The organism is Leclercia tamurae, from assembly GCF_025566055.1.
Classification (GTDB): Bacteria; Pseudomonadota; Gammaproteobacteria; order Enterobacterales; family Enterobacteriaceae; genus Enterobacter; species Enterobacter tamurae.
Genome location: NZ_JAMHKS010000072.1, coordinates 129,777 through 144,300 on the forward strand (window position 1 = coordinate 129,777; position 14,524 = coordinate 144,300).

Consider the following 14,524-nt stretch of genomic DNA (forward strand, 5'->3'; position numbering starts at 1 on the left):
CTATGCTTTCATCATCACCTGAAATGGCACTATGATTAATGTCCAGTTTTGAAAAAGTGGACTGCTTATGTCATCGCGTCGATTTGGAAGCCAGTCATTAGTTCGCCTGTTGGGCCACTGGCAGCAGGAGACCTCCCGTACCCCGCTGTGGCGTCAGCTTGCCGATGCGCTACGCCTGCTGATCCTCGACGGCAGGCTGGCGCTGGATACACGCCTGCCGGGCGAGCGCGAACTGGCCTTAACCCTGGAGGTGAGCCGTACCACCGTCAGCAGCGCCCTTGCGCATCTGCGTGATGAAGGCTACCTCGAAAGCCGCCATGGCAGCGGGTCGCGAGTAATCCTGCCCGACAGCCGCACGCCCCCCACCCGCGCCAACGCCAGTGCGGCGTTGGATCTCTCTACCGCCGCCCTGGGTGCCGGGCCAGAGATTCATCAGGCCTATACCCACGCCCTGACCGCCATGACGCCGCATCTGACGCAAACCGGCTATGACCAGCTGGGGTTGCTGGCGCTACGCGAGGCCATCGCTGCGCGCTATACGGTCCGGGGTCTACCTACCCGGGCGGAAGAGGTGATGGTGGTTAACGGTGCGGTCAGCGGACTGGCGCTGGTGCTGCGAATGTTCACCGGACCCGGCGATCGAGTGGTGGTCGATCACCCCACCTACCCGCTGGCTATCGCCGCCATTCAGGGGGCCTCCTGCCGGCCGGTTGGCGTATCGCTGCCGGAGAACGGGTGGGATATTGACGGTTTTGCCGCCACCCTCGCCCAGACAGCGCCGCGCCTGGCGTACCTGATGCCCGACTTTCACAATCCCACCGGCCGCTGCATGGACGCGGGCAGCCGTGAGGCCATCGCCGCCATTGCCGCCCGGGCCCGTACCACGCTGGTAGTGGATGAAACCATGGTTGATCTCTGGTTCGATGCGCCCCCGCCGCCGCCGCTGGCCTCTTTCTGCCCGAACGGGAATGTCATTACTCTCGGCTCGGCGGGAAAAAGTTTCTGGGGAGGCCTGCGTCTGGGCTGGGTTCGTGCCCCGGCGCGCACCATCGCGACGCTGGCACAAACCCGCGATACGCTCGATCTCGGCTCGCCGCTGCTGGAGCAGCTGGCCACCCTGTGGTTGATTGAAAATGGCGACGCATTTTTACCCACCCGGCGGCAGATGCTGCGCGAGCGACGGGATCGCTGTGGGGTATTACTGCGGGAACACTTCCCGGAATGGCGTTTCCAGATGCCGGAGGGCGGGCTCTCCTACTGGGTGGAGCTGCCGGATATGCTGGCAACCCAGCTGGCCACCCGCGCCGAAGCGGCTGGTATTCATCTGGGAACCGGGACGCGCTTTGGCCTTTCTGGTGCCTTTGACCGTTATCTGCGAATGCCCTTTTCGCTGGAGCCAGCGGAGCTGGAAAGTGCGCTGATGCGGATCAAGCCGCTGTGGCTGGCGCTGAATAAAAGCGGGCAATCATTCAAACGCCCCCTTGTATAACCGCCTGCAAAGGCAATATCTATTACCGGAAAAAAGTGAGCGGGCGCACAAATAACAGCGTAGCTGGAGGCTTTTAAAAATGTCTGACTGTAATGGTTACAGTCAGACATTTTCAGCAGGAAGGAAGTCAGTGCTGAGCAGGGATAGGAAAACCTTTCAGGGAAATAACAAAACTATCGCCTTCTTTCTTTATTTTCGCGCCGGTATCACACCAGTCAGACGCAATTCGAAAGAACTCATCACTGCCAACATCCCAGCCCAGGCGGACATGTTTGACATAGCCAGAGCGCAGAAGCGTGCAGGCTTCCGAGTAGCTGCTGGCGGTTGATTGCTGATGCTGTTTCATTTTTTCTTCTTCAGAATTTTTCTTAATGCTTTGATTTCTTTAGGAGTAAAAGGTGCTACGTTCTCTTCTTCCGTATGTTGATTGTCGATATCCTCTTCCGTTACTCCCGCCTCGTCTGCTACAGCAAAGGCCATTTGCAGCAGTTTCTCTGTGGTAACGCTAAGATTCTCATTATTCACTTCTGCGTAATGACGAAGCTTCTCTTTCAGCGCTTCGTCAATTTTTACATTCAGCACGGCAGTGGTCATGGTGGCTACATCCTTGACATCAATTTATTAAATTAATACACGAAGTTATCATTATTATCCAGATATATATTGCCTGCTTATATATCATAAAAATGTCACAGTTAACCTGCATGCCAATTATGACAAAATAATGACAACCATATTTCAGTATGATGACAATTAAGGAAATAAACAGGCTGGCTGAGAAATATATAATGTACTTACTGTTGTTATGGATAAGAGTGTCGACGTTGGGCTGGTGGCCTGAGAAGGCTGAATGCGGAGTGGATACGAGAAGTTTTGCCGAAGGCAGAAATGGGTGGGGGCCCTGCCAGCTACATCCCGGCACACACGTCGTCTGCCCTGGCTGCTTCCTTCCGGACCTGACCTGGTGAACAGAGTAGCGTTGCGGGAGAACCAACAGAGCCCCCATTGAGAGCGTTGTTAACCAACGCGCTGGCGCATTATCACTGTACCAGATAGCAATTGCAAGTTAACCGCGTCCGGGTGATGTTTTATTGCGCAAAGCGTTTACAGAGTGCACGTTTTCTTCCTGTCTTGCCGGGTAATCTCTATCATGCTCTTAACACAGGAGCATAAAATGGACGAACACGACGCTTTTCCCCAGCGGGTCTGGCAGATAGTAGCCTCGATTCCCGAAGGTACCGTCACCACCTATGGCGAAGTGGCACGACTGGCGGGTTCTCCGCGCGCAGCACGACAGGTGGGTGGTGTGCTTAAACGGTTGCCGGAAGGAAGCACCCTGCCCTGGCATCGGGTGGTGAACCGCCACGGTGCGATCTCCTTAACCGGCCCCGATTTACAGCGTCAGCGTCAGGCGCTGCTCAGCGAAGGGGTGCAGGTATCAGGCAGTGGGCAGATTGATTTGCAGAAGTACCGCTGGCGGTATTAAAAAGCCCCTCTCAGGCGAGAGGGGCTCGAGACATTAAAGCTGGGTAGGCGCCGGGGTGGCCGTAGACGGGCTCACCTGAGTTGGCGAGGTGGAAGGTACGGTCGTTGGCGCACCGCCACCAGGCTGCAACGGCAGCGAGGTCTGTTGCACAGGCACCAGGACCAGATCGGCTTTAGTACCACCCTGATTGATCACCGGTTTCACGATGTCAGTCATCAGCACAACCTGATCGTTAATAGTGATTGCGGCACTCAGCAGGATCCGCGCGTTAGGCTGCACATCCGCCGGGTTAAACGGCAGTTCAAATTTGAACGGGGCCTGTTTACCTTCAGTACGGGTCGCCCGCTGTGCCAGTACTTTAGATGGCGAATCCGCCAGCGAAGCATCAGACAGGGTGACGGTTAATACCGCATCTGGCGGCAGAGCCACTTTCTGACGGATCCAGATGGTCCCAGAAACATTAGGCTGCTGAATAGTTGGCTGTGTCGCCACGCCAGCAGTATTTGGGTTTGGCGCTGGCGTCTGGATGTCTGCACTTTTATCTGCGCAGGCAGAAAGAGCAACCGCTACCGCTAAACCACTTAACACGTGCACGAGTTTCATTGAGTTCTCCTTATCATCAATGCACCAGCGGGATCGATACCGCCAGATGAGTGGTTAATACCAGGTTAACGAGAGTAAGTGTGGCACACATCAATTATTTATGCCTGGAATCTCCCTGTTATTCAGATTATTGCACCCATCGGACCACTTCCAATTCTGCGTTATACTCTGCCTATCTTTCGCCACGGCGTTTTAATTGAGGACGACTATGAGTCAGGCACTAGGCAATCTGCTGACATTATTAAACCTGGAAAAAATTGAAGAAGGACTCTTTCGGGGACAAAGCGAAGATCTGGGCTTGCGCCAGGTATTCGGCGGTCAGGTTGTAGGGCAGGCCCTCTACGCAGCTAAAGAGACAGTACCTGCAGAACGCTTTGTGCACTCCTTTCACAGCTACTTTTTGCGCCCTGGCGACAGCCAGAAACCGATCGTTTATGACGTGGAAGTTCTGCGCGATGGCAACAGCTTCAGCGCCCGCCGCGTGGCGGCAGTGCAGAACGGTAAGCCGATCTTCTATATGACCGCGTCGTTCCAGGCCCCGGAGCCGGGCTATGAGCATCAGAAAACGATGCCCCCTGCCCCGGCGCCGGACGAATTAAAGTCTGAAACGGACATTGCCCGTGCGCTGGCGCATCTGCTGCCCCCGCAGGTTAAAGAGAAGTTTCTCTGCGACAAGCCGCTGGAGATCCGCCCAGTCGAGTTCCATAACCCGATGAAGGGCCATACCGCCGAGCCGGCGCGTCAGGTCTGGATCCGCGCCAATGGCACGGTGCCGGAAGATTTCCGTGTCCATCAATATCTGCTGGGTTACGCGTCCGATTTCAATTTCCTGCCGGTTGCCCTGCAGCCGCACGGCGTGGGCTTCCTCGAGAAAGGGATGCAGGTTGCCACTATCGATCATTCGATGTGGTTCCACCGTCCGTTCGATATGAACGACTGGCTGCTGTACAGCGTGGAGAGCACCTCGGCGTCGAGCGCGCGCGGGTTTGTTCGCGGTGAGTTCTATACCCAGGATGGGGTGCTGGTGGCGTCTACGGTGCAGGAAGGGGTGATGCGCAACCGGGGTTAATGTGAAAAAGCCGGGTGGCGGCTTCGCCTAACCCGGCCTACAAAAGCACAATCCGTAGGCCCGGTAAGCGTAGCGCCACCGGGCAATATCCTCAAATCACGCGTTGTACGCATTCTCGCCGTGGCTGTTGACGTCCAGACCTTCGCGCTCCTGCTCTTCCGGTACGCGCAGACCCACCGTCATATCCGCCAGTTTGTAGCCGATAAAGGCCACTACGCCCGACCAGACTACCGTGAGGCCGATACTTTCCAGCTGCACCAGCACCTGATGGCCCATGGTTACGCCTTCTGCGTAGCCGACACCGCCCAGTGAGGTAGAAGCGAAGAAGCCGGTCATGAGGCAGCCAACGATGCCGCACACGCCGTGCACGCCAAACACATCACAAGGATCGTCCACACGCAGAACACGTTTCAGCGCAGTGACGCCCCACAGACCCGCCAGACCCGCCACGATACCGATGATCAGCGCGCCGCCAACACCGACAAAACCACAGGCCGGGGTGATGCCAACCAGACCGGCAATGGCACCGGAACAGGCACCCAGCAGGGAAGGTTTACCGCGTACCGCCCACTCGCCAAAGATCCACGAGAGGATTGCGCCCGCCGTGGCCACAACGGTGTTCACGAAGGCCAGCGCCGCGATTTCGTTTGCTGCACTGGCAGAACCGGCGTTAAAGCCAAACCAGCCGAAGTAGAGGATCGCGGTGCCGGTAAAGACCATTGGCAGGTTGTGCGGTTTGAAGGCTTCTTTACCAAAACCGACGCGTTTGCCGATCAGGTATGCGCCCACCAGGCCCGCCACTGCGGCGTTGATGTGCACCACGGTGCCGCCGGCAAAGTCCAGCGCGCCATGGGAGCCCAGCAGACCGCCACCCCAGACCATATGCGCCACCGGGACATAGGAGAGCGTCAGCCATACCACCACGAAGATCAGCACCGCGGAGAAGCGAATACGTTCCGCCAGCGCCCCGACAATCAGGCCGACGGTGATACAGGCGAACGAGCCCTGGAACGCGACGTGGATGTACTGATAGAAGCTGCCCATAACCGCGGTCAGCTCGATATTTTTCAGCATCGCCCAGTTAAAGCTGCCGAAGAAGGCATTGCCCTCCCCGAAGGCCAGCGAGTAGCCGTAGACCACCCACAGAACGCACACCAGCGCGAAGGTGACCGTTACCTGGGTGAGCATGGAGAGAACGTTTTTACCGCGGATCAGGCCGCCGTAAAACAGCGCAATCCCCGGAATGGTCATAAACAGCACCAGCGCGGTGCAAATCATCATAAAAGCGTTATCGGCTTTGTCTGCCACCGCCGGTGCAGCCATTGCCAGCCCCGGCAGCAGTGCCAGAGACCCCAGACCTGCTTTGAGTGTTGTTGTGTTCATTTTCTCGATCCCTATCACTGTGTGCCTGATGTTTTACAGTGCCGCTTCGTCAGCTTCGCCGGTACGAATGCGAATAACGCGCTGCAGCTCAGCAACGAAAATTTTGCCGTCGCCAATTTTGCCGGTGTAGGCTGCTTTACTGATCACGTCGATGACGTCATCCAGCTGATCGTCGGCAATCGCCACGTCAATCTTCACTTTTGGCAGGAAGTTGACGCTGTATTCGGCGCCCCGGTAGAGCTCCGCATGACCTTTCTGTCGCCCAAAGCCTTTCACCTCGGTGACGGTCAGTCCCTGAATACCCATTGAAGAGAGTGCTTCACGCACGTCTTCGAGCTTGAATGGTTTGATGACCACGGTAACCAGCTTCATATATCTCTCCAGTCAGAATTCGGTAATGGCTCGCGAACTGATTAGGTATTGCAAGCGGTGTGCCAGAATTGAAAAGAGAGGAAAGATGAGGCATGGCGCAGAGAGGGCGAAAAAAAACGCACCATGGCAGTGCATGATGCGTTTCATTTTTGCACCAACCGATTCAGCGGCTGGCAGCTTGCTTAATTTTAGTGCATCAGGCGCTGAGCGACTCTTCCCGCGAGCTGGCGGCCAGCTCTTCACCGACCAGCTGCAGTTGATACATCTGCCAGTAACGCCCTTTCGCCTCAAGCAGTTGCTTATGGGTGCCGCGCTCAACTGCCTGGCCGCGATGAAGCACCAGAATGGTATCCGCCTCGACAATGGTCGACAGGCGGTGGGCAATCACCACCAGGGTGGTCTGTTCACGCACCGCGGCCAGCGCCTGCTGGATCGCCTGTTCGGTGCCGGAATCGATGCTGGCCGTGGCCTCATCGAGGATCAGCACCTGCGGCGTATCAATCAGCACCCGGGCCAGAGCCAGAAGCTGTTTTTGCCCGACGGAGAGGTTATTCCCCTGCTCGCCCAGCCGGGTGTGAATGTTGTCGTGCAGGCCGCGCGCCAGTTCTGCCAGCTGCACTTTCTCCAGCACCTCCCACACCTGCTCCTCGCTGAACGGTCGCCCAAGCGTGACGTTAGCGAAGAAGGTATCGGCCAGCACCACCGGATCCTGCTGCACCATCGCCACCCCTTTACGCAGCACGGCGTGGCTCAGGGTCGCGAGAGGACGACCGTCGAGACGAATCTCCCCTTCGGTAAGCGGGTAGTAGCCCATCAGCAGGCTGGCGAGGGTACTTTTACCGCTGCCGGTATGGCCCACCAGCGCGACAAAACTCCGGGACGGCACCTTCAGATCGATATCCTGCAACACCAGCCGATCGTCGCGATAGGCGAAGGAGACCTGATCAAACTCAATGGTGCCGCTTTGCAGGTCCCGATCGTCATTACCGTAGGCCTGACGCGGGCGATCCATCAGCTCAAAAACGCGTTCACCGGCGACCACCGCCTGCTGCAGCATCGACTGCTGAGTGGTGAGCTCAATCAGGGGTTCGTTAAGACGGCCCAGATAGCTGATAAAGGCGTACAGCACCCCGACCTCAATGGTGCCGCCTGCAGCGAAACCAAACTGCATCAGCAATCCGCACAGCACCAGCGCCGAGAACAGGCTGAGCAGCGGACGCAGAAGAAAACCGTCCAGCCGCAGGGTCTGCATGCGGGCCATATAGTGGGAGCGGCTGGCTTCGCCCATCCGCTCGCCAAAGCGCTCCTGCTGGCGGAACTGCTGGATGACGCTCATGCCGTTGATGACTTCGTTAAAGCCGTCGTTGATATCCGCCAGATAGGCGCGCACGCGGCGAACAATCGGCGTGCTGTAGCGCTGGTAAATAAGCATCACAATCATTACCGCCGGGAAGATCGCCATCGCTATCAGCGCCATTCGCCACTCGAGGCTGAACATCGCCACCAGCATGGCACCCACCAGCGCGGCGCTGCGCAGCACCGTGGCCACCACCGTGACATAGAGATCGCGGATCACTTCGGTATCGTTGGTGACGCGGGAGATGATCTGCCCAACGGGCTGGGTGTCGAACGCACTCAGCGGCTGGCGCAGGGCGGCATCCATCACGTCGGTACGCAGCTGCTGTACCACTCCGACGGCGGCCTGGTTAAACAGCAGCGACTGGGCGTAGTGCAGCCCGGCCGCCAGCAGCTGCAGGCCGATATAGGCCACTGCCAGCCCGGCCACCAGGCCGAGCGGGAGATAGTTTTTCGCCACCATGTTGTCGATGAAATAGCTGATCAGCAGCGGGCCGGTCACTTCGGCAATGGCCGCAATCCACAGCAACACCACCGCCAGCGAGAGCGGTTTGCGCCAAGGCGAACCATACGCCAGCAGGCGTTTAAGGGTCGGCCACAGCTGGGAAAAACTACGCATCGGCGGCCTCCTCATTCATATCCGGCACGTCATCCAGCGCCGCTTCCAGTTGTTGATAGCGATACATATCGCGATACCATCCCGGCTGGTCCGCCAGTTGTTCATGCTGCCCGCGCTGGGCAATATGCCCGTGCTGCATCACCAGAATTTCGTTCGCCTCGGTCAGGGCCGACAGACGATGGGCGCTGATGATCACCGTGCGCCCTTCTCCCCACTGACGCAGGTTATGCAGGATCTGGTGTTCAGTGCGGCCATCGACGGCGGAGAGGGCATCGTCGAGGAGCAGGATTTCGGCATTCAACAGCAGCGCACGGGCAATAGAAATACGCTGTTTCTGGCCGCCCGAGAGCATCACCCCGCGCTCCCCCACTTCGGTTTCATAGCCCTGGGGCAGGCGCAGGATATCTTCATGCACGCTGGCAAGACGGGCGACGTGCTCGATCGCTTCCCGTGTGGCTTGCGGGCAACCCAGCGCAATATTGTTGGCGACGGTATCGGAGAAGAGGAACGGCGTCTGACTCACCACCGCCAGCCGGCTGCGCCAGCTGTCCAGCTGCAGCCGGGTAAGCGGAATATCGTGGAAGCGGATCTCGCCCTGGTCAATATCAAAGTGGCGCTGGATCAGCGACAGAATGGTGCTCTTCCCGGCACCCGTTGGACCGCAGATGCCCAGCATCTGCCCGGGTTGCAGCCTGAAGCTGACGTTTTCGAGGATCACCTTCTCCGTGTGCGGATAGGTAAAGGCGCGGACGGCGACATTCAGCTCACCGCGGCCCGGCGGCACCGGTTCGCTGCCGTCATTCACCACCGGCGCCTCGGCGAGCATGGCGCGGATCCGGGTGTAGGCCGCACTGCCGCGCTCGACGATATTGAACATCCAGGCCAGAGCCAGCATCGGCCAGATCATCAGCCCCAGATACATGGCAAAGCTGGTCAGCTGTCCGAGTGTCAGCGAGCCGTTAATCACCATCCAGCTGCCGCCGCCGATGGCCAGCAGGTTAGCGGTGCCGATGGCGATATAAATGGTGGGATCAAAGCGGGCGTCGATACGGGCGACGCGCAGGTTTTTGGCCCCGGTATCGGCGGCATCGGCGGCAAACAGCGCCGACTGGCGATCTTCCAGGCCGAAGGCTTTGATCATCCGGATACTGGTCAAACTCTCCTGGGTACGGTCGTTGAGGGAGGAGAAGGCCGCCTGCGCCAGCTTGAAGCGTTCATGCAGCTGGTCGCCGTAGCGTTTAATCGCCAGCGCCATAATCGGCATCGGCAGCAGCGCCAGCAGGGTCAACTGCCAGCTGATTTGGGTGGACATCACGATCAGCACCGCGCAGCCCATCACCAGCGAATCCACCAGGGTCAGCACCCCTTCCCCGGCGGCAAAGACCACGCGATCCACATCGTTGGTGGCACGGGCGATCAGGTCCCCGGTGCGATGGCGGAGATAAAATTCCGGATGCTGGCGGCTAAGCTGACGGTAAAAATCTTCCCGCAGCTCCACTGCCAGCTGGTAGGAAGCCCCGAACAGCAGCACGCGCCAGACATAGCGCAGCAGATAGACCACCACCGCCGTCAGCACCAGCGTGCCGATCCACATCATCACCCGTGCGGTGGTGTAATGCTGTTCCGTAACGCCGTCCACGACATAGCCCACCACTTTCGGCGGGATGAGCTGCAGAACGGCAATGATAATAAGCAGAGCCACTGCACCGAGATAGCGTTGCCACTCCCGGCGAAAGTACCAGCTTAACTGAGCAAATAATCGCACGCGGTCTTTTCCTGAGGATCGTATTCCGGCCGGGCCGGGAAGTTATTCAATGGGTAAGGCGGTGGTGTATTTAATCTGTTCCATCGCAAAGCTGGAGGTGACATTCGACAGACCTGGCACGCTGTTGACCAGCCGTTTGTAAAAATCATCATAGCGCTTCATGTCCGCCACCTGAACGCGCATCAGGTAGTCGTATTCGCCCGCCATGCGCCAGAAGCCCAGCACTTCCGGCATTTCCGATACCACGCTGACGAACCCACAGTACCAGTCGCTGCTGTGGTGCTGCGTTTTTATCAGAACAAAGGCGGTCAATCCAAGCCCCAGTTTTTCGGGATCGAGCAGCGCCACGCGTCCCAGCAGGATGCCTTCATCTTCGAGTCGCTTAAGGCGTTTCCAGCAGGGCGTGGTGGTCAGATTAACGGCATCCGCCAGCGCCTGCAAAGAGAGGGTGCAGTCGCTTTGCAGTAAGGACAGCAGCTTACGGTCAATTTTATCTAGCATACCCACCCTCGCAGAGAAAATTTTTCTCCTTACATTCTATTTTAAAGGCCAGATAGCAACAATTTTTTCTGTGCTTTTCGCTATGCTGGGCACAAAATGACAAACGGATTACCGCGATGAATAGCACCTGGGTTAAAAACGCCATCAGTGAAATTAACGCCGATTATCAGCGCTCGGCGGATACACACCTTATTCGCCTGACCCTCCCGGGTTTTGCCGGGATCCAGCTCTATCTGAAAGACGAAAGCACCCACCCGACCGGCAGCCTGAAGCACCGTCTGGCGCGCTCGCTGTTCCTGTATGGGCTGTGTAACGGCTGGATCAATGAAGGCACCACTATCATCGAATCGTCCTCCGGCTCAACCGCCGTCTCTGAGGCCTATTTTGCCCGCCTGCTCGGCCTGCCGTTTATCGCCGTCATGCCCTCCTGCACGGCGAAACGCAAAATCGAACAGATCGAATTTTACGGCGGACGCTGCCATTTCGTCGAAAGCGCCTGCGAAATTTATGCCGCTTCCGAGATGCTGGCCCGGGAGCTGAACGGTCATTATATGGACCAGTTTACCTTCGCGGAGCGGGCCACGGACTGGCGCGGCAATAACAACATTGCCGACAGTATTTTCCGCCAGATGCAAAATGAGCCCCACCCGGTGCCGGCCCATATCGTGATGAGCGCCGGGACCGGCGGCACCTCGGCCACCATTGGCCGCTATATTCGCTGCCAGGGGTACGATACCCGCCTGATGGTGGTCGATCCGCAGAACTCGGTGTTTCTCGATTACTGGCAGCAGCGCGATCCCACCCTGCGCAGCCCGGTAGGCAGTAAAATCGAAGGGATTGGCCGTCCGCGCGTCGAGCCGTCGTTTATCCCTGACGTGGTGGACGAGATGCTCCGCGTGCCGGATGCCGCCAGCGTTGCCACTGCCCACTGGCTGGAAACCCAGCTGGGCCGCAAGGTCGGGGCCTCTACCGGGACCAATATGTGGGGCGCCTTGCAGCTGGCTGCGCGGATGCGTGACGCCGGGGAAACCGGCTCGATCGTTACCTTGCTGTGCGACAGCGGCGAGCGCTATCTGGAGACCTACTACAACGCGGAGTGGGTGAAAGCCAACATTGGTGATGTGACGCCGTGGCTGGCGGAGATTGCCCGGCTGGTAAAATAAAAAAAGCCAGACTGTCGTCTGGCTTGCTGGAAGGGTCTCACTATTCGGGGGAATAAGGAAGATCAGGTGTATCCAGCCAATGGGTTAAAAAGTGGGACACGGCCTCGTTGCGGCAGTGCCCGATAACCGGTAAATGCGAGAGCTCAGCGATCAGCTGCGGCATCGCATTGCCCATGATCAGGCCGCGGCCCACGCTGCCCAGCATCTCGCGATCGTTCATCGCATCGCCAAACGCCATACACTCCTGCATCGTTAAGCCCAGATGATCACTTAGCACCGCCAGGGCAGACCCTTTGTTGCACCCGACCGGCAGCACTTCGAGGCAATCTATTGCCGAGAAGGTCAGATGTGCGCGGTTGCCCAGCGCCTCGTTAAGCTGAATGCGCAGGCGGCAGAGATCGTCGTGATCGCCGCAAAAACAGACTTTGGTCACCGCGTGCGCCGGGATACGGCGCAGATCGGTGAGTTGATACTGGAAGCCGCTGTAGACGTGCGCGTTCAGCAGCGCCGGGATCTCCTTCCCGGTCAGCCAGCCGGTGTCGTTAAACACGTGAATACTGGCCTGGGTATCCCAGGTGGTATGCAGCACCTGCTCCGCCACGTCCGGCGCCAAATCCTGACGATAAAGGACATCGCCTTCCAGGGAGTGAATGCGCGTCCCGTTGCCGGTAATCAAAAACGCATCAAGGGCAAGCGCACCCATCAGGTGGCGCATCTCCAGCACATGCCGTCCGGTGGCGAAGGTGAGCGTAATGTCGCGCTCATGCAGTCGCTTAAGCGTGCTCAGCGTCTTGTCACCTAAACGGTGGTCCGGCATTAACAAGGTGCCGTCCATATCAAATGCAGCCAGCCGCGCCATGGGAACTCCGAAAATGTGAGGAGGTTAACTTGTGCATCAGTATTGCGTGATATATACGGAAGTAATACTGAATAGATGGAAATTATTGTTCCGGGTTTACTATGCGCCAGCTTAATCGACTTAATCAGTACCAGCGACTGTGGCAGCCCTCAGCCGGTGCGCCGCAGCAGGTGAGCGTGGCCGAACTGGCCAGCCGCTGTTTTTGCAGCGAACGACATGTGCGCACGCTTTTGCGTCAGGCCCAGGAGGCGGGCTGGCTGAGCTGGCAGGCACAGTCCGGGCGCGGTAAGCGCGGCGAGCTGCGCTTTCACGTCACGCCAGAATCGCTGCGCAATACGATGATGGAGCAGGCGCTCAAAAACGGCCAGCAGCACAACGCTCTGGAACTGGCCCAGCTGGCACCCCAGGCGCTGCGTGCCCTGCTGCATCCTTTTCTCGGCGGGCAGTGGCAGAACAACACCCCGACGCTGCGCATTCCCTATTACCGGCCCCTCGATCCGCTCCATCCGGGCTTTTTACCTGGCCGCGCCGAGCAGCATCTGGTCGGGCAGATCTTTTCCGGTCTGACGCGGTTCAACGACACCCGTAGCGAGCCGGGCGGCGATCTGGCGCATCACTGGGAGATCGCTGCCGACGGGCTGCGCTGGCACTTCTATATTCGCTCCACGCTGCACTGGCATAACGGAGACAAAGTCGAGGCGGCTCAGCTCCAGAGCCAACTGACGCGGCTGCTCACCCTGCCCGCGCTGCGCAAACTGTTTAACAGCGTGAAGCAAATTGCGGTGACCCACCCGCAGTGCCTGACCTTCGTGTTACATCATCCGGATTACTGGCTGGCGCACCGTCTGGCGAGCTATTGCAGCCGTCTTGCCCATCCTGAACAGCCCCTGACGGGCAGCGGACCGTTTCGGCTGGCGATATACGACGCGGATCTGGTCCGGCTCGAGAGCCACGAGCAGTATCATCTGGGGCATCCGCTGCTGAAAGCCATTGAATACTGGATCACCCCCCAGCTTTTTGACCAGGATTTAGGCACCAGCTGCCGCCATCCGGTGCAGATCGCCATTGGCGAGCCGGAAGAACTCGCCAGCCTGCGGCTGGTCAGTAACAGCATCAGCCTCGGCTTTTGCTATCTCACGCTGAAGCAGAGCGGCAGGTTAAGCGAGGCCCAGGCCCGCAGGGTGATCGACATCATTCATCACACCGCACTGCTGCATACCCTGCCGCTGGACGAGAATCTTATCACCCCGACTCAGGAGTTGCTCCCGGGATGGTCTATCCCCCGGTGGCCGCAGGCGCAAACTATCGCTCTGCCGGAGACACTCACCCTGATCTATCACCTGCCGGTGGAGTTACACACCATGGCGGAACAGCTTAGACGCTACCTGGCACACGAAGGCTGTCAGCTGACGGTGATTTTTCATGACGCGAAAACCTGGGATGGCTGCACCGCCCTGGCGGAGGCCGATATCATGATGGGCGACAGGCTGATTGGTGAGGCACCGGAATACACCCTGGAGCAGTGGTTACGCTGCGATGCGCTCTGGCCGTATCTGCTCAGCGCCCCACAGTTTGCGCACCTGATGGCGACCCTGGATGCGGTTCAGGTTCAGCCCGACGCCGCGGCGCGCCATCTGGCATTAAAAGAGGTGTTCGCGCAATTAATGGAGCGTGCCGTCCTGACGCCTCTGTTCAACTATCAGTATCAAATCAGCGCCCCGCCGGGGGTGAACGGCATCCGCCTGAATCCGCGCGGCTGGTTTGATTTTACCGAGGCCTGGCTGCCGGCCCCGAAAACGTGAAGAAGCTGGTCGCCGCCACAGGCAGACGTTACCATACGTTTTTAACCGTCAAAGTTG

General features: G+C 58.4%; 14 protein-coding genes and 1 other RNA gene. 5 read left to right on the forward strand and 10 right to left on the reverse strand.

The genetic code is table 11. The features are described 5' to 3' along the window. Nucleotides 1–67: 67 nt before the first annotated feature. A complete protein-coding gene (yczR, locus tag M8318_RS10865; protein ID WP_262662541.1) occupies nt 68–1,489 on the forward strand; it encodes a MocR-like transcription factor YczR in 1,422 nt (473 codons plus the stop codon). Between the two features lie 127 nt (nt 1,490–1,616). On the opposite strand, the gene M8318_RS10870 is transcribed toward yczR, so the two are convergent. The 3 genes from M8318_RS10870 to ffs all read right to left on the reverse strand — a co-directional run bounded on the left by M8318_RS10870 (nt 1,617) and on the right by ffs (nt 2,485). After that, nucleotides 1,617–1,835, reverse strand: coding sequence for a hypothetical protein (locus M8318_RS10870; protein ID WP_032616855.1), 219 nt, complete (start codon nt 1,833–1,835; stop codon nt 1,617–1,619). Continuing rightward, entirely contained in the window at nt 1,832–2,083 is a 252-nt protein-coding gene (locus M8318_RS10875) for a hypothetical protein (RefSeq protein ID WP_142488453.1), read from the reverse strand. Before M8318_RS10875 ends, M8318_RS10870 begins: the two co-directional genes overlap by 4 nt. A 305-nt stretch (nt 2,084–2,388) precedes the next feature. Next, nucleotides 2,389–2,485, reverse strand: an RNA gene (ffs, locus tag M8318_RS10880) — signal recognition particle sRNA small type. 154 nt (nt 2,486–2,639) lie between these two features. Between ffs and M8318_RS10885 the strand changes: the two genes are divergently transcribed. Further along, nucleotides 2,640–2,975 (forward strand): MGMT family protein, encoded by a 336-nt coding sequence (locus tag M8318_RS10885; protein ID WP_262662545.1) that lies wholly within the window; start codon nt 2,640–2,642, stop codon nt 2,973–2,975. A gap of 33 nt (nt 2,976–3,008) precedes the next feature. Here M8318_RS10885 and M8318_RS10890 read toward each other — a convergent pair whose 3' ends face one another. Next, the gene (locus tag M8318_RS10890; RefSeq protein ID WP_262662547.1) at nt 3,009–3,578 is read right to left on the reverse strand and encodes a YbaY family lipoprotein; all 570 of its coding nucleotides are present in this window, start codon (nt 3,576–3,578) and stop codon (nt 3,009–3,011) included. Nucleotides 3,579–3,786: 208 nt separating this feature from the next. On the opposite strand from M8318_RS10890, the gene tesB reads away from it, so the two are divergent. Further along, a complete protein-coding gene (tesB, locus tag M8318_RS10895) occupies nt 3,787–4,647 on the forward strand; it encodes an acyl-CoA thioesterase II (protein ID WP_106992157.1) in 861 nt (286 codons plus the stop codon). Between the two features lie 96 nt (nt 4,648–4,743). On the opposite strand, the gene amtB is transcribed toward tesB, so the two are convergent. The 5 genes from amtB to M8318_RS10920 form a co-directional block, all read right to left on the reverse strand. Then, the gene (amtB, locus tag M8318_RS10900) at nt 4,744–6,030 is read right to left on the reverse strand and encodes an ammonium transporter AmtB (RefSeq protein WP_262662549.1); all 1,287 of its coding nucleotides are present in this window, start codon (nt 6,028–6,030) and stop codon (nt 4,744–4,746) included. A 33-nt stretch (nt 6,031–6,063) separates the two neighbouring features. Next, nucleotides 6,064–6,402, reverse strand: a complete 339-nt coding sequence (glnK, locus tag M8318_RS10905) for a P-II family nitrogen regulator (protein WP_142488449.1) — start codon at nt 6,400–6,402, stop codon at nt 6,064–6,066. 196 nt (nt 6,403–6,598) lie between these two features. Continuing rightward, nucleotides 6,599–8,377: a SmdB family multidrug efflux ABC transporter permease/ATP-binding protein gene (locus M8318_RS10910; protein ID WP_262662550.1), complete on the reverse strand. Its 1,779-nt coding sequence runs from the start codon at nt 8,375–8,377 to the stop codon at nt 6,599–6,601. After that, nucleotides 8,370–10,142: a SmdA family multidrug ABC transporter permease/ATP-binding protein gene (locus tag M8318_RS10915; protein ID WP_262662552.1), complete on the reverse strand. Its 1,773-nt coding sequence runs from the start codon at nt 10,140–10,142 to the stop codon at nt 8,370–8,372. The genes M8318_RS10910 and M8318_RS10915 overlap by 8 nt, the downstream gene beginning before the upstream one ends. A 42-nt stretch (nt 10,143–10,184) precedes the next feature. Further along, nucleotides 10,185–10,643: an Lrp/AsnC family transcriptional regulator gene (locus tag M8318_RS10920; RefSeq protein ID WP_106992153.1), complete on the reverse strand. Its 459-nt coding sequence runs from the start codon at nt 10,641–10,643 to the stop codon at nt 10,185–10,187. Between the two features lie 116 nt (nt 10,644–10,759). Here M8318_RS10920 and M8318_RS10925 point away from each other — a divergent pair, with 116 nt between their 5' ends. Continuing rightward, entirely contained in the window at nt 10,760–11,806 is a 1,047-nt protein-coding gene (locus tag M8318_RS10925) for a PLP-dependent cysteine synthase family protein (RefSeq protein WP_262662553.1), read from the forward strand. A gap of 40 nt (nt 11,807–11,846) precedes the next feature. Here the strand turns inward: M8318_RS10925 and cof are convergent, their stop codons facing one another. Next, a complete protein-coding gene (cof, locus tag M8318_RS10930; RefSeq protein WP_262662554.1) occupies nt 11,847–12,665 on the reverse strand; it encodes an HMP-PP phosphatase in 819 nt (272 codons plus the stop codon). A 101-nt stretch (nt 12,666–12,766) separates the two neighbouring features. Here cof and M8318_RS10935 point away from each other — a divergent pair, with 101 nt between their 5' ends. Then, nucleotides 12,767–14,467 carry an SgrR family transcriptional regulator gene (locus M8318_RS10935; RefSeq protein ID WP_262662555.1) on the forward strand — a complete coding sequence of 567 codons (1,701 nt, stop codon included), beginning with the start codon at nt 12,767–12,769 and terminating at the stop codon, nt 14,465–14,467. The last annotated feature ends 57 nt before the right edge of the window (nt 14,468–14,524 follow it).

Bases quoted from the DNA above. Each gene is read 5' to 3' on its own strand.
- cof (WP_262662554.1), bottom strand. From the start codon at position 12,665: ATGGCGCGGCTGGCTGCATTTGATATGGACGGCACCTTGTTAATGCCG.
- glnK (WP_142488449.1), bottom strand. From the start codon at position 6,402: ATGAAGCTGGTTACCGTGGTCATCAAACCATTCAAGCTCGAAGACGTG.
- amtB (WP_262662549.1), bottom strand. From the start codon at position 6,030: ATGAACACAACAACACTCAAAGCAGGTCTGGGGTCTCTGGCACTGCTG.
- yczR (WP_262662541.1), top strand. From the start codon at position 68: ATGTCATCGCGTCGATTTGGAAGCCAGTCATTAGTTCGCCTGTTGGGC.
- M8318_RS10890 (WP_262662547.1), bottom strand. From the start codon at position 3,578: ATGAAACTCGTGCACGTGTTAAGTGGTTTAGCGGTAGCGGTTGCTCTT.
- M8318_RS10870 (WP_032616855.1), bottom strand. From the start codon at position 1,835: ATGAAACAGCATCAGCAATCAACCGCCAGCAGCTACTCGGAAGCCTGC.
- M8318_RS10935 (WP_262662555.1), top strand. From the start codon at position 12,767: ATGCGCCAGCTTAATCGACTTAATCAGTACCAGCGACTGTGGCAGCCC.
- M8318_RS10920 (WP_106992153.1), bottom strand. From the start codon at position 10,643: ATGCTAGATAAAATTGACCGTAAGCTGCTGTCCTTACTGCAAAGCGAC.
- M8318_RS10925 (WP_262662553.1), top strand. From the start codon at position 10,760: ATGAATAGCACCTGGGTTAAAAACGCCATCAGTGAAATTAACGCCGAT.
- M8318_RS10910 (WP_262662550.1), bottom strand. From the start codon at position 8,377: ATGCGTAGTTTTTCCCAGCTGTGGCCGACCCTTAAACGCCTGCTGGCG.
- tesB (WP_106992157.1), top strand. From the start codon at position 3,787: ATGAGTCAGGCACTAGGCAATCTGCTGACATTATTAAACCTGGAAAAA.
- M8318_RS10885 (WP_262662545.1), top strand. From the start codon at position 2,640: ATGCTCTTAACACAGGAGCATAAAATGGACGAACACGACGCTTTTCCC.
- M8318_RS10875 (WP_142488453.1), bottom strand. From the start codon at position 2,083: ATGACCACTGCCGTGCTGAATGTAAAAATTGACGAAGCGCTGAAAGAG.